This window comes from Candidatus Omnitrophota bacterium (assembly GCA_014728045.1).
Lineage (GTDB): Bacteria > Omnitrophota > Gorgyraeia > Tantalellales > Tantalellaceae > WJMH01.
The window spans coordinates 269,849-285,802 of record WJMH01000012.1 but is presented as its reverse complement, the minus strand read 5'-3'; the positions used below and the strand labels follow the sequence as shown (position 1 = coordinate 285,802).

The following is a 15,954-nucleotide window of genomic DNA, read 5'->3' as shown; positions in this document are numbered from 1 at the left end:
CGGGGCAACTATTTTATCCAGATATATCCGTTCGGATTATTGCTACATATCTGCGTTTCGTGCTACCGTATATGAAAAAAATATAGGCCTACTTCAATCCCTTACCGGTGCTCGACATGCTAAGTGTCACGTGCTTGACGCCTTTTAATGACATTAGTATATCCTTAAGTGACTGGGCTTCCTTCGAGTCCCCTTTTATGGCGACTATCTCCAGGCAGTTATTGTGATCCAGGTGTATATGCTGGGTCGATATTATAAGGTTCTGGAAATCGTGCTGGACATCGGTGACCTTGTTGAGAAGATCGCGTTTATGATGGTCGTAAACGAGCGTCACGGCACCTGCGATCGATTTTCCCTGTTTCCACTCATCCTTGATAAGCTCCTGCCTGATAAGATCGCCGAGTGCCTTTGAACGGCTGGTATACCCTTTTTGCCTGATGAGCCTGTCGAATTTTTCTATTAGGTCCCTGGGAAGAGATATCCCGAACCTGAATACATCCGCCATTTTGCCTCCAGTGTTACTTTTTTAATGAAAATAGCACAGAATCCGCCATATTGTCAAGCCATTACTGTAAGCCTGTTCCTGCGGATATTGTGGCCAATGAAATGCCGCGTACACAATGAAACAATCCAGAAAGCACGCATCAAGCGGACCTCAGGGCCATCCTGAGAGCTCTCGTCTTTTCCATGAGAAGCTGTTTGTCCAGTTTTTCAGCTTTGGGAAGAAGCACGAACTTGAGGAAACACCTCTGCTCTTCCATGCTTATCGATCCTATGTTGACCGAGTCGAGATCGATATCATCCTTCAGAGCCTTAAGCAGATCCGGGGAAAGTTCATATGCAAGCGAGATCGTGACGATCTCCATAAGGGGATAATAGCTGTCAAAGGACAGCGCTTTCTGGTCGATAAGGACCATTTTCGCCCTGCTTTTCATCCTTTCGGCAATGGATTCTTCTTCTTCGGACCTGGCCTCATTGGAAGCGAATATGAACACCGAATTTCTTTCCTCGTCCAGATACCTCTCGGTCTCCCTACCTATCGTTCTCATTGAACCTTTTATAATTACAAGGTTTTTAAGCAGTTTTTCGAACTTTGGCTCTTTCTTCAGTTCTTCAAGTTCCCTGCATAAGCTCATAGGCACCCCGTTATTCCCCCTGGAGACATTATCCTCAAAAGCCAGGACTATTTTTTCCGTACCGTCGGAATGCAGCCGCGACAGGACCAGGTCCACGAAAGTCATGGCCAAACTCTCTGGATCATTCATATCCCTAAGCTTTTGCGGCTTGAAATCACGGATTACGACCTGTCCGTCCGGAACAGGCTGTCCATCTGCTCCCGTGGAGGCGCTCTGTTTCTCTTTTGCTTCTTTTCCCGGCTTGTCGCTCTCGGCGAAGCTTTCAGCCTTCTTTTTCTTTTTACTTCCCATGTAATATTCATTGCCGCGCTTTTCGAACCCGAAGGATCCGGCGATCTTCTCCACTGCCGGATGCATGGCACTCACCGAGAAATTTCTAACACCTTTTCCCCAAGCGTCAAGAAAGACCTCTTCGAACAAGGCCCGACCGATGCCCCTCTCCCTGCTACGGGGGGCCACCGCGATCTCTATGATGTCAAGAACGCTTTCCCCCTCGGCGCCCTGTTCATCAGTCTCCAGTGAAGCATAAATATAACCTTCGATCCTGTCGCCGGTTTTGGCGACCAGGAAACGGTCTCCTTCATCATATCCTGATACCCTCTTGGGCAACACATCGGGGGAAGGCAGAAAATCCTTCTCATCCATATTTTCTAAGAGACGTCTGATCCCTTTGATATCTTTTTTCTCTGCGGCGGTGATGGCATAATCGGTTTCTTCCCCGGCCACATCTTCGCTTTGCTCCGGTTCTTGCCCTTCTGCTTCTACCTGCTCCTGCGGCTCATCCTGCGTTTCCGGCTCAAGACCGGTAATAAACAATTCCCTGATGGGGTCGTTCTCCACGGGTGAAGGCGCTTCCATGTCCCCGTCCGGCAATATAACATCCCCGACACCGGCATCCCTCAAGAAACCATAATCATCAGCATTTGCTCCACGGTCCAGGAATTCCTGAAGCACGCTTATATAAGGTATTTTCTTATCCCCTCTGGTCCCGAGCATTTCTTCAACAAACGCATTGAGACCGCCGGAACCGATCCTTTTCACCAAGATCTCCTCCACGGCAGAACTTATCGCCCGGGGTCTATCCTCTTTGCCGAAAAGATCATCTTCCAGCATCTGTTGGACCTCCTGGCTCACCTGTTTGCGGGAAAGAGGCAATACACCCGAGAGAAGCGCCTCCATTGCCCTGTAAAAATTCTGTTCACTGGTCGTTGACATAAGACCGTTCTTGAGAAGTTTTAGTCCCTCGCTCACGGGAAAATTCGCGAAGGTGGTCCTGACCGCCCGCGTAACTTCATCCGCCTCATCCCCAAAAACATAGCAAGATGCCATCAGATTCCTCAAGCGGGCTATACTTGTCATTTCTTCTACATTCACCCTTTTTATCCTTGATATGATCTCAGGCATAGCCGTCTGGCCAAGATACGGATCCAGCGATATCATGCTTATGTAATTCAACACCAGGAACATCGGATCGGCATCCTGCATTACGGACAGGAACACATTCCACTGATATATACCTTTCATCCCGGATGTAGCTTTGTCAATGTCCCTCTGGTAGCTCCTGGCCAGATCCCTTTTCTCTTCATTGGTTTTTTCCACCCAGCGATTACCGGATTCCGGTTTATACCTGTGTAACAAGCGATGATACAGTGCCAAATAATTAGAGTGGTTTATCAAGGTCTTCGTGATCTCGAGTTTGAAAAAGGCGTTCTCGTCTTCGTAACGTGCCTCAGAAAGATCCTGGTAGTCATCAAGGATGAAAGCGGCGATCATTTCGGAAAGTCTTTCAGAGAGAATAATGCTGTCGATACGGCCTTTTTCGAAAAGTACATCCTTTCCGATAATCATCCGGGCCCTCTGCGGCGATACCTCCACCCTGCTTTCGTTCACAGAAGTGTCCATCACTATCTCTGGTGAAAGGCCCTTCATCGAGACTGCCAATCTGGCGTCTTCCATTATCCTGTCCGGGAACGATCCCAGTATGCGCTCTATCTCCGCGCCCAGGGCAACCGCTTCTTCTTTATTGCGACTATGACCGTAGGTAAGCTCAAAAAGGTTTGAAGCGATCATCATGCTCCTTTTTGGCTCTTCTTCCTCTTTAATTTCGGCGTTCAATATTTTTTCCAGGGACGTCTTTTTTAGAAAATACTCTTCGCGTGAAAGATCTATCTGATACACCATTTGATAATTATATGCATAACTACCATTACTAAGTGTGACCTTTTCGGCGAGTTTTCTCTTTTTTAACAATCCCTTGTGAATAAGAGACCTTATTATCTGTTTTACTTTACTTTGGTTTGTATAGATAGAATCTTTGGCCGCTATTACCGGAACAACCCCGGCATCCTCGGCTAGAACATATGCCGCCTCGATAAGGCTCATAACCGCCTTGACCTCGCTCATCGGAAGATCTCTTTGGTAAAGGTTTATTCCGGTAAGCACAAGCGCATTGTAACCTCTCTTAGAGGTCCTGTCCTTAAACCCTCTCACAGGCGTTTTAACAACCTGTACCTGGCTCGTACCAAGCAATTTACCGGTTCCGTCCTTAAGAGCTAGTACGGAAAAATGGGGAGGATTATCCTTTATCTGCCAAGGCCTGCTCCCCCAGGTGCAGACCCCGGTCATCATGAATTCCATCATGTGCATGGCGTCATCGAAAAGGCCGACATAATAACAGTTCCGCGCAAGGGATTCAAGAAGCTTGAATCCCGAAAGCACCTTATCGGCTTTTATGACCAGTTCATCGACCTCCTTTTCAAGGTTCCTGGCAATAGAGGAAAAAAGAAGTTCCTCCCGCCGCTCCTGATCCGATAAAGGAGGTTTTTCCCTGAGGAGAACAAGTGCCGCTTCAAAAGCCTCGCGCATCATTTCTTCGACCTTCTTCCTGGAAACACCGGAATCCTTGGCCAGTTTCCCCGAGAACCGGTCTATGCCTTTTGAAAACCACTTCCTCAATACACCGGGCTTAAGGTCCTTGCTTGTAATCTTGGAGAACCAGATATTATTTATCAGTTCCGCAATTCCGGAGATATCACCCTCTTTTACGGCTGGCACGAAAGCCGCCTGCGTGCGGAATATCTTTTTTTTCTTTCTTACCGAACCGAGCCTCACGGTCACGAACCTGTCGACCATGGCCTTTCGGCCTGAATCGTCAAGAGAATCGATTCCTTTTTTGACCTTTTGCATAATTGCTTCTTTTCCATCTTCGAAATCTTCCGTCAACAAAGTGACCAGACTGCGCAGGTATTCTCTCTGTATGGATAGTTTTTCCGGAACCCGACTTAAGTAATTAATATCCACATCCCCGTCTATTTCTCTTATAAGAAAAGGAAGGAAAAAATGCAAACTGCTGTTGTGGTCAACCTCGTTTAAAGGCTTTTCTTCGCTCATGATACGGCGCAAGCTCTCAAAAAGTTCTTTCTTCAGTTTTTGGTCCCCCTCGTAAAGCACATCCGCGGACCGGCTGTACTCGAACTCGAACATCGTCCTCATTTCTTCGTCAAGTTCGTCATAATATCCGTCTTTTCCCTGAAGAGCGCTTTTCACTTTTTCATAGGTTCCGGCATAATCGCGAGCGGAATAATTCACTATCGGGATATATCGCGATAAAATGGCCAGTTCATCCGAAACACCGAAACCGAATTCAGTTTTACTCTCTTCTGAAAAACCCTTGAAGCCTCCCCATAACGAATCTGCCGGAAGCGCCTTTTTCACGCTTTTTTTGAATCTTTCCATGGCTTCATCGTCATCCTTGTTGTTCCTGTAATATGTGAACATATTGTAAGTTATGCTCGAAAACCCCAGCTGTAAATATCCTTCGATATCTGACCTGAACGAATCCCAATCGGAAGAATTCCATTTCGCAAGCCGGTCTTTGCGCATATAACCTCTCAATGCGCACAGCATCCCCTCAATGTTGGCCGGTGTGTTTCGTTTTGTTTTTTCGGCCATATAAACTATGGTCTTTTTGAACTCCTCGAACTGGCCCTCTTCTATTACGTATTCGGTCACATCAACATATCCTCCTATTATATTAGTCGACTCGCCCAGCATTCTTATTATGCGGGTGAGAGCATTATTGTAGGGCAGAACTTTTCTCAGTTCTTCAAAATCTTTTACCCTTAATCTGCATGCCCCCAGACTTTTCAGGCACACCGCCAGATTAAGATGGACTATACCGAACAATGATCTTATCTGCTCTATATCTTCTTCAATGGTATTCTTTCCATCCGTCCCGTTGTTGTTAAAATAATGAACAAGAGCTTTGGAGAGTTGGCCTATATATGATCTTTTTTCCTCGCGGGGCATATCCTTTAATTCGGAAATAAACGGTGCCAATATATCCGTATATATCTTATCTATGGCCCTGAAATAATCCTCCTTGACCCTGGAGTGCGGCATACCTTCTTCGGTGTATCTTTCAAGAAAACCTTTTCTCTGGTCTTCGGTCATTTTTAACGACCCGTTCACGAAAACTTCGAGCTCCCTGCCTTCCAGGGGAACCATTCTTTCCGGGACATTATCCAAATGAGCTATCCCGGCCAGGAATTCAAGCATTTCAGGCGCTAGTTCAGTGTTTTCGAATACCGCCTTTTGAAGAAATCCCATGTTCCTCCAGTAATGGCCGTAATCGATGATGGAGGGCTTGGGGGCACATTTTTTAACCATCCAAAAGAAACGGCCTAATCGTTCATATATCTCTTCGAGTCGGCCATCAAGCTCCTGTTCATCCCTGATCTTGATCATGAAATCCAGGACCCTTTTAAAGTCACCTTTGCCGAGCGTATCCGAGTCTATTATTTTCGCAAGCGTTATAAGTGAAGTCTTTATGCATTCGACCGGCATATCTTTTAAAGACAGTAATTTGCTGAGATCGGCGTTCTGTTCAACGCTATAAGAAACGACCGTTTCAAGGAACTGAATAAATTCCGAGCAGTCCTCATCTCCGCTTAACTGGACCAATATGTTCAAATAATCCTCGTAATTCTCTTCATCTATCACGCCCATTTCGATGAAGTTTTCCAGAGTTTTTATAAAATTAGCGGTGTTCCAGCTACGCTCCACCCTCTTCATCTCGTCTATCAGTTTATTTATCTTACCGAGCAGCTTTTTTTTGTTGAACTTATCATAAAGTGCCATGCGCCTTATTGTTCTAAAGACCAATAAGGCATTACGATCATCGTCTGAGTTTTGTGAAAAGATCGATACCGGATCCTTCTTGCCGTCCCACATATACCTAAGCAGTCCGGCATATTCCTTCAGATTACCATCATCAACAGCACCATTGTCGATCAAAGCTGTATAAGCCCGCACAACATCCTCTATCCCATAGCTATACACTAATTCGTAATTACGTAGATCCAAAATAAGCGATCTTATCACTCTTGAATTTTTTCCGGTCATCAAGCCCTTTTGATGCAGATGGAACATAAGATCATATCCACAAGAACCCAGATCTTTCGCCCTGCGGGACTCCACAAAATACTTGACCGTGAAGAAAACGGCCGCACCGGCGGCTATTATGATCGCGGGCACGAAACCGTAACTTCCAATGGAATTAAGTTCTATAAAAAATGGCGTTACTTTTCCTCTTTGGGAAACAGGCGTGACAAAACCGGAACAAAATTTGGCCACAATAGCCATCCACAAAAGAAAAGCGCCCTTTAAAACCGAAAAGTTGATAACATCACTCGAATCCCTTTTGTTCTTGGAATTGTGCGTCGCCAGTTCCAGCCCTTTGGGATCTATACCGTCAATTATGCTAATTACCAATTGAGACAGCATAAATAACAGAACACTCACCACAATAACCATCCCGCCGTAAGGCAGAATATACTCTTCAAATAGATATTCAAGACCCGAGATATCTTCTAAAGGCTCGTCACTTGCGATCCCGAAATATATCTTTCTATAAATCGTTCTTAACGCTTTCAGGCTTATGATATATCTGAACGCGAAAACCGCAGGTATGAGCGCCCAGCCTACGATCATTCCTAAGAAGGATTTTTTGATACGTTCGTTGTTCCTCCCGAAATGCTGCCCGTATTCCAGCAGTAAAGGATCAAGAACGCTCATCTCAGGTCCATTCTTCCGACCATCCATCCCTGCCCAGCCTGAATAAAGCGCATGAAACAATTCAAGCTGTTCTGATTCAGTGCGTTTTATTATCCGACCGAACAGCCGGCGGAGATATGTTATTCCTTCCTTCTTCAGAACACCGGCTTTCACGGCCGCATGCAACGCTCTGAGAGCATTACGGCTGCACTTCGATCTTTTAATTATCAGTCGTAAAAGACCGCTCATCTTCCTTTGCATGGGGTCGGTAAGCAGGCCTCTGTTTTCCATTTCGGAAACGATACCGTATAAAACACTTTGGTGGGGATATTTAACGAACTTCTCTAGTATCTTTTTTGCGCGCTTACTCACCGGTCCCTCCGGTGCGTTTATCATATCCAGGCTCGTATCCTCGATCCCTCCAGGTGTGACCGTCTGGATATATTTGATCTTATCGGTAAGGGCCCTGTCCCTTTCCTTGAAGAGGATCCTGCTAAGAGCTCTTATCCCGTCATGATAAATATAGTGACATCCTCTTTTAGGAGTATAATTCTTAACAGCGATACTGAGAACCTCGCCGCGAACGGGAATGGAGGTTGCGCGTATTCTTTTCTTCGAATTTTGTCCGCAAAGCCATAACTCCACGACAAGTCTGCCCTTGAACAGCCAGGTTAACTTCTTAAAGTATTTATACAGGCCATATTTAAGGGCCATTTTAGTTGCCCAGTTGATGTGCAATCTGAGGTCAAGAGAAGAACCTTTGCTGTAGAGTTCCAGAAGTTCATGAAAAACCGGGATCGGATCATCCGCTAGGAACTTATGCACCGCTATCCAATTTTCTCCCTGATGCTTATAATTACACAACCCCAGAATATCCTCTATCAGCTCGTCATAAGTGTATTGCTGCACGGGATGCTTAAATCTCATGCCTAAAATATCACCGAGCAATGCGTCATGCTCCGGGTTCCCGGTAGTGTATCCCTCGAAAGCTTCCTTGAGGTAATCATTCACATCCTCACGCAGCAATCTGGGCTCAATGGTCGATTCGAAAAGACCATACTTAACAGTAAATTCATGGGATGACCGTTCAGATGAAATATGGGTCACCTTCGCTTTTTTACCTATTCTCGGTATGTTACCGTCATTTTCGGCATCATCCCCGCGTAAAGACCCTTCATCAGCATCTTCCCCTTCGCTAGTACCGTCGCGATCAACAGCCTGGGGCTCATCAGGATCTTCTCCGGGGATACCCTTTATCTCCGTGAAAGACTTGCCTAATCCCTTTATGGTTGTACGCCCTTTAAAGGGTTCCATAGTGACCTTACCGTCATTTGAAACAACGGCTTCGTAGAGTACCGAAGACTTTTCCGATGAAACGGCGCAAGGAATGACCCACCTGCCGTCTATGAATTCTTTCCCGTCAAAACCTATATATAAAGGAGTGCCGGCTACACGTGGATAGAAACGCGAATTGAGCTCATTGAATCTGCCCTTTGTAGATTCCATAAGATATACGATCTCAGACTCTATCAAAGAGGCCGGGTCAAGCACCTGGAAAAAATTCTGCACCTGGAGGGTATTATCACCAACAACCGGGGTATTCTGTTCGGCCCAACCGGATGTATGCAATATGAACAAAAGAACAAGCAGTACAGAAAAACTCTTAAAAAGAATATGTTTTCTAATATTAAATAACATGGACCCCGCTTCCAGTTATAGTAGAATAATCATTATATTTAACGTTTTGTTGGCTTAACGTACAATGATTATATCATATGATTTCGGCAAAAAAAAAGCCAAATATCTAGCTTTTTTAAATGCTAACTAATATGTCTTAAAATGATTGTTTTGCTGGCTCTGCAAGGGATTTTCTGGATGGATTTTATCTGCATGAGTGAGCATAAGTGCTTTATTTTAAAGGTTTGGTGTTATTTACTAGACCCTTATACCATCGCCAGGTTTTCCTGTTCAAGAATAGCGCGATGTTCATGATACCTTTTCTGCCAATTCCCGCTTTTAAAATACCATAGCATTACGAGACCCTGGCAGATATCCGACAAGTTTATGCCCAGCCAAATGCCGTTGGTGCCTAACCCCAGAACAAGAGCCAGCAAATACGCCGCAGGTATTCGCAGCCCCAATTGCACCACGCCCGCCATCGCCGCCGGGGCTATGGTGTCCCCCGCTCCCGTAACACCCCTGCCGAGAATAAGCGCCAATGCCAAGAACGGGAAAGTAACAGCTATAAACCTGAGAAAACTGCTTCCTATCCCTATCACTTCCGGGTAACCGCTGAAAAGACCTATCAGGTTGGGCGAAAAAATGAAAAACAATGCCGCAATGGGAAGAACGATAAGTTCATAATACCTTAACGCCTCCCATCCGGCTTGCGTGGCCCGTTCCGGCCTGTCGGCACCCATGTTCTGCCCGATAAGCACCGCACAGGCAGAGCCCATTCCGAAGCCAAGCATCATTACCGCCATCCTAAGGCGCACAACTATCCCGAACGCGGCCAGACACGCCGCCCCGAAGGAAGTTACCAGCCGAAGAAGCAGTAATAGCGACAGTTGGCGCAAAAAGATTTCAAAAGACGCGAAAAACCCTATCTTCACCATTCTTCCTATTATCCGGAAATTGACCCTGAAAACGCGCCTGTGGAGATGCAGACTTGAATGGCCGTAGAAAAGATGCCACAAAAGAACAAATACCCCTACCAGGCGGCTGATTATCGTGGCGGTCGCGGATCCTGCCACCTCCATTCTGGGAAATATCCCGATACCGAAGATAAGGAACGGATCGAGGGCAATATTGAGCAGGTTTGCAAGGACAAGGACCTTGAGCGGGAAAACGGCGTCTCCCGCGCCTCTCATGGCCTGGTCAAACCCGATGAAAAGAAAAATAAATATCGACCAAACAAAGCTTATCCTCAGATATTCGGACGCGGCGGGTATGATCTCGGGTCCCGCCCCGAAAATACGCAGGAGCCAGTTCGTGCCGAATAGGCCGATAAGGACCATAGCACCGGAACATATGACGCTTACGACTATCGTCTGGAAAAGGACATTGTCCGCCGAATCATAATCCTTTTTACCGATGAAATGGGCGATCAAAGCCGTCGTGCCCACGGAAATACCTATAGCCAGCATTATTATCACAGCAATAATGACACCGGAGATGGATAAAGCCGCGACAGCCAGATGCCCCAGCTTCCCCACGAAGAACAGGTCCGCCAGCGTGAAAAGGTCATGCAGAACCGCCCCCACTATCATGGGCATGGCGAGCTTCCAGAGCGATGAGCGTAAGCCGCCTTCCGTTATGCTACTGTTGATCCTGCGCGTTCTTTTTCTGCCCATATGGACCAATCATTCCTTGGAGTTCCATTTCATCTTGATATCCAGAACGGGGCTTCCGTTGACCGCGTCAAGACCCTCAACGAAGAGCTTATTCCCTTCCACTTTTAAAAGACGCACATCCTGTATCGCTATGCGGGACAACCTGTAAGGCGTCCTGGAAGAAAACACACCTACTTTCTTGCCGTCGAGGCCCCGCCTGAAGACGGATCTCACCCCGCCGGACTCGTGAAAGTAATAGACGATGGTAAGATGATCTTCCTCCTCGATCCTGTAGAGGAAGGGCCTCTGCGAATCCAGCAGTTCTATGCAGGATGAACTTCTGTCCCCGTCCGTGCCAAAACCCGTCCGGGCCCTCTTGAGGTTATTTCTGACAAAACCTATGGGGTAGATCTTGAAAGGCTTGAGGCCGCCGTAAAGACAATGGTGACAGAGCTGTTCCCCGTCAATAACTTCTATTTCATCTGGAGATACCTTTTCATGGCAACGCGAACATTCAATGATTGCCCTTGTCTTATTTTTTGCCATGCTTTTCGATCTCTTCCTCTACTTCCTCGTACCCCTCGACATAGAACTTCTCCTCATCAGGGGCGATCTCCCTCAGCAGCCTCAGAAATTCGCCGGCATGGATCCGTTCTTCATCGGCTATATCCTTAAGAACTTCCTGTGCCAGCTTATGATCCGTGGATTCGGCCAGCTGCATATAAAGCTGTATCGCTTCATATTCAGCGGCGATCATGAACCGTATGGCGCGTATGAGTTCTTCATGGGTGAGTTTTCTGTCATTTGCAAGCCCGGAAAAGGCGTTCCCGAATTCAGGCATCTTTCCCTCCTTTATTTATCGATCTTTACGGTCCGGTGATACCTACTCCCCGGACCTCTTTCTCTCGCTTAACAGGATAATATCCCTGATCTGGTTCTCGTCCCTGGCACTCAGCCATTCTTTCTCAAAGCGCGGGTTCTGCACGATATGGGCAATGGCCGCGAGCACCTTAAGATGAAAGGTCCTTTCGTCACTGGTACCGAAAAGCACGAAAACCGCTTTAACTTTGTCATTATCACGGCTGAACTCTATACCTTCCCTGCATCTGGCCACCAACAGCTTGAACCTGTTACGCCCGGGTATAATGATATGAGGTATGGCCACGAAAGGCGTGATCGCCGTCGATCCTTCAGTTTCTCTCTGCCTGAGAAGGTCTTCCACCTCCGAATGGGTAAGATCAATATCACGCGAGACCCGCTGGGCGACCTGGCCGAAAAAGTCATGAATGCTCGTCCTGCCGTCTATATCGATTATCGCCGAATCCTCAACAAGCTGATGGAAGCGGTCTATCTTCACCTCATCCCGATGGAGGATGACCTGTTTGAGCTCCTCTTCAAGTGTATTGTCCGTGATCTTCCTGTTTATGACCCTTTCTATAAGATGAAGAAGGGCGTATTCAATTTTATGTCTTTTGCGGCCGTATAAATAATATATCAGTACCGCCAGGACGAGAAGAGACAGGCTTATCTCCACCGCCACCAGGCCCATGTCAACAATGAGCAGGACAAAAAGAACCATGCCGGCTATATTCGTCCAGGGATAAAAAGGCACCTTGAACGCCGGCCTGTAGTTCTGTACCCTGCCCTCTCTGAGAATTATAACCGCCGCGTTGGTAAGTATATATAGGGTCAATATCACGACCGAGCCCAGCTTGACCAGCGTCTTGAGATCCAGCGTAAGGCATATGAAAACAAAAAAGCCCGTTATCATTATCGCTACAACCGGGGATCTTTTCCTGCCGGAGAGACGGCCAAATACCTCAGGCAGGAGGGCGTCCGCACTCAAGGCCAGGGGGTATCTCGAAGCGGATAATATGCCGGCATTGGCCGTGGTTATGAACGCCAGGAGCGCCCCCAGGGAGATGACCAGATAGCCTATATTCCCGAAGAGGGCCTTCCCTGCGTCAGCGACCGGCGTCAGGGAACCAGTCAGTTCCCCGGCCGGAAGAACCCCCACGGTCACTATCAATATGGCGGCATAGAAAACAGTAACAGCTAATACCGAAAGTATCATACCCCGGGGCAGGTTCCTCGCAGGATCCTTAACCTCTCCGGAGACCGTGGCTATATTCAAAAGCCCGCCGAAGGATATGAACACGAAACCTGATGTCACCAGGACCCTGTTTACACCGTTCGGGAAAAGAGGCACAAAATTGCTTTCTGTCAGGCGGCCCATTCCGCCTATTATCAGAAAAAGCATTATGGCAAAAAGCCCCACTACCAGAGCGACCTCGAACTTTGCCGCCTCTTTCACTCCCAGTATGTTGAGTATTACGAAGAAACAGCAGATGAAAAAAGCCGAAACGAGTATCGGGAAACCGAAAGCTATAAGAAGGATCTCGGCTATACCGAAGATAGCAAAAGCCGACTTAAGACACAACGCGGTCCAGCTCAGGAATGATGAAACCGTACCCACAAGAGGCCCGAGACTGCGCGTGATAAAAAAATAATCCCCGCCCGCTTTGGGCATGGCGGTTGAAAGCTCAATTATACTCAGGGTGCCCACAAGGGCCAGAATGCCCGCCAGGAGGTACGAAATAAAGACCAGAGGCCCCGCCTGGGCATAGGCCAGCCCCGGAAGAATGAAAATCCCCGAGCTGATCATGGCCCCTGAAGCAAGAGAGAATATGTCCAGAAGGCTAAGTTCTCTTTTAAGTTCGTTTTTCATGATATAGTTTTAGGGCAGCGGGCAATAGCACCCTCAAAAAGCCGTCCGCGCAGAGATAACCTCACCCTGTCAGTCCGTCATGATCAGCCCCCAGCTCGCTCCTCCAGGTGCGCCACTTCTCCATCGCGAAAAGGATCGCAGCTATCACGAATGCCGCTACGAAAGCTAGTATGCTGTAATGCACGCCCGATATATCGGCCAGGGTGATCTTCCCCGGGCCTTTACTGAGAGGCGCAATTACCGGTTCCATATAACCGTAGGCGACCGCTCCCATTATGCCTCCGGCGAGAACGCCCCACGCGTCGCGGTAACCCGCCCCGATCTGGGCGAGGACCGTACCAGGGCAGGCCCCCGTCAGAGCCATGCCCGCCCCGAAAATGAACCCGCCTAAAATAGTCGCGGGAAATATCGCGGCTTTGGGGTGAAGCTCGATCAACCCGACACCGAAAAGGATCCCGAGTATGACAAGGCTCGCGGCAACGGCCGAGAGGAACATCCTTAACAGGATAAAATTGCGCATCTGGAACTGGCCGATTATCATGCCGGGCTCGAAAACCCTCCCCTTTTCTAGAGCAAAACCGAAAACCACCCCCATCAATAGTCCTGTAGTGATATATAAAATCATTTTCCCCTCCCGGTTATATCTTTTTATACAGACTGGAAACCACGATACCCCCGACGAACATCATTACACCTACGACCAAAGACCCCACCGCAAGCTGCGCCGACCCGGAAAGACCGTGCCCGGTAGTGCACCCGCCGGCCCAGCGGGCGCCGAAAAGAAGAACGAATCCGCCGATAAAACCCATAAAAAAGCGCTGGGAGAAAGTTCTGATGCCGACGGCTTTCTTCCAGGCAGGGGAGTACTCCTGACGTTTCGCGCCCGAAAGCCTTCTCGAGAGGAACGCCCCTATAATGATACCGACACACAAACTGCTCTGCCAGACGTACTTCATCGATGTCATGTATTTATTGAAATAGGCGTTATCCATGACCGTTCTGTCAAATATGGATGCGATATACCCGCCCGCGGAAACATAACTGGAGGAGACCCCCAGAGCCGTCTTGATGATCAGGAACGCGGGTATCTGCAATAAAGCCACGACGATCCCGGCAATGTACGGAGACCATGCTTTCTCACGCAAGAAGTTCTTCATCTCATACCCCCTTTTCCGTTCTGCTTTGTGTCGATATTGAAAAGCTCTTTCCGATTAGACCTTTAACCGCATTTCCCGCGGAGACAATATCCCGCCAGCTCGCCCATTAAAGCGCTAGTAAGCTCCCTCTCCCCTGATAACTGCCGGGATCGTCCTCCACAAGATCTGCATATCGAGCCCCAGTGACCAGTTATTGATATACCACAGGTCCCATTTGACCCATCTGGTGAATGTAAGCTCACTCCTTCCCCTGACCTGGGAAAGCCCCGTCATGCCAGGACGTATGGAAAGCCTCTGCATGTGAATATGGCTGTATTTCTCGACCTCATCCGCTAAAGGAGGTCTGGGCCCCACCAGGCTCATATCTCCCAAAAGCACGTTAAAAAGCTGAGGAAGCTCATCAAGGCTGTGCCTTCGCAGGAACTTGCCTACGCTGGTTATGCGGGGATCTTCCCTGATCTTGAAGATAACCCCGTCCTTGACCTCGTTCCTTTCAACAAGCTCATCGCGTCGTTTGTCAGCACCGGCGACCATCGAACGGAACTTGTAAAAATTGAATGTCCTCCCCTTGAAGCCGACTCTCTTCTGGCGGTAGAAGACCGGCCCTTTTGAATCCATTTTTATCAGAATAGCTATCAGGAGAAAAATAGGCAAAGAAAAGATCAAAAGAATAAAGGAAAGAACTAGGTCCATCAGCCTCTTGATGAAAAACTCAGCCGGGTGATGCTTTCTTTCCTTATAGGTAAGAAGCGGTATGACCCCCAGATGGCTGATATCAAGCACCGGCAGAGGCTCCTCGAAATTTTCAGGCACGACCTTGACGCCCAGATGCATTTCTTTCGCTCTTCGTATTATTTCAGAGACCGCTATTTTCTCCGAAGGTATGGTAACTATGACCTCGTCCACGAAATATTTCTTGGCGATAACGGGAAAATCGGACAATTTGCCCAGAACAGGCACACCCCCGTAACCGGTCTCCACGTTATCGTCCAGAAACCCGATAACCTTTAACCCGCCCCAGGGGTTCTTCTTTATCTCTTCGAGGATTATCTTACCCACCCTTCCCACGCCTATAATGAGGACATTAATGTTATGGTACCCGCCGGCTATCAGTTTCCTGAGAATGAGCCTTTTGATTATCCTCCACAGGCTCAGGAAGAAGACCAGTGAAAGAAAACTGGAGAGGAAGACCAGCCTCGAGAAGAACTTGAATTGAGCGAAAAAGATAATAGTACCTATCAAAACAGCCGTGTAACAGACGCTTATCACCACCCTTGAGGTCTCCTGGGGTATGTTAAGCGCCCGGTCGGTCGCGTAGAGGTTGCGCCTTTTGAAGGAAATGACTATGAATATCGTCCATAGAATAAAGACAAATGAATAATCCCTGACATTGGGCAGGTAAATATCATTGAAAATGTCCGAAGGCGAGTTATACCGCACTAGATACGGCAGGATGAAACTCAGCGCTATGATCACCACGTCCACGAAAAGGTAGATCGGGTAGATTTTCTTCCTTGCTTTTATCATAGGTTATTATGAATATTATA

General features: G+C 47.7%; 9 protein-coding genes. All 9 read right to left on the bottom strand.

Features of this window, described 5'->3' with window-relative positions; translation table 11 throughout:
• Nucleotides 1-88: 88 nt before the first annotated feature.
• Nucleotides 89-505 carry a nickel-responsive transcriptional regulator NikR gene (nikR, locus tag GF409_05095; GenBank protein MBD3426587.1) on the bottom strand — a complete coding sequence of 139 codons (417 nt, stop codon included), beginning with the start codon at nucleotides 503-505 and terminating at the stop codon, nucleotides 89-91.
• 139 nt (nucleotides 506-644) lie between these two features.
• On the bottom strand, nucleotides 645-8,888 hold the full coding sequence (locus GF409_05090; GenBank protein ID MBD3426586.1) for a GNAT family N-acetyltransferase: 8,244 nt from the start codon (nucleotides 8,886-8,888) through the stop codon (nucleotides 645-647).
• Nucleotides 8,889-9,133: 245 nt separating this feature from the next.
• Entirely contained in the window at nucleotides 9,134-10,543 is a 1,410-nt protein-coding gene (locus GF409_05085) for an MATE family efflux transporter (GenBank protein MBD3426585.1), read from the bottom strand.
• A 9-nt stretch (nucleotides 10,544-10,552) separates the two neighbouring features.
• The gene (locus tag GF409_05080) at nucleotides 10,553-11,068 is read right to left on the bottom strand and encodes a hypothetical protein (GenBank protein MBD3426584.1); all 516 of its coding nucleotides are present in this window, start codon (nucleotides 11,066-11,068) and stop codon (nucleotides 10,553-10,555) included.
• Nucleotides 11,055-11,363, bottom strand: a complete 309-nt coding sequence (locus GF409_05075; protein MBD3426583.1) for a rubrerythrin — start codon at nucleotides 11,361-11,363, stop codon at nucleotides 11,055-11,057. Before GF409_05075 ends, GF409_05080 begins: the two co-directional genes overlap by 14 nt.
• 42 nt (nucleotides 11,364-11,405) lie before the next feature.
• Complete coding sequence (locus GF409_05070) at nucleotides 11,406-13,250, bottom strand: amino acid permease (protein MBD3426582.1); 1,845 nt, start codon at nucleotides 13,248-13,250, stop codon at nucleotides 11,406-11,408.
• 61 nt (nucleotides 13,251-13,311) lie between these two features.
• On the bottom strand, nucleotides 13,312-13,875 hold the full coding sequence (locus GF409_05065) for a YeeE/YedE family protein (GenBank protein ID MBD3426581.1): 564 nt from the start codon (nucleotides 13,873-13,875) through the stop codon (nucleotides 13,312-13,314).
• Between the two features lie 13 nt (nucleotides 13,876-13,888).
• Entirely contained in the window at nucleotides 13,889-14,407 is a 519-nt protein-coding gene (locus tag GF409_05060) for a YeeE/YedE family protein (protein ID MBD3426580.1), read from the bottom strand.
• A 114-nt stretch (nucleotides 14,408-14,521) separates the two neighbouring features.
• Nucleotides 14,522-15,934 (bottom strand): exopolysaccharide biosynthesis polyprenyl glycosylphosphotransferase, encoded by a 1,413-nt coding sequence (locus GF409_05055; protein MBD3426579.1) that lies wholly within the window; start codon nucleotides 15,932-15,934, stop codon nucleotides 14,522-14,524.
• Between the last annotated feature and the right edge of the window lie 20 nt (nucleotides 15,935-15,954).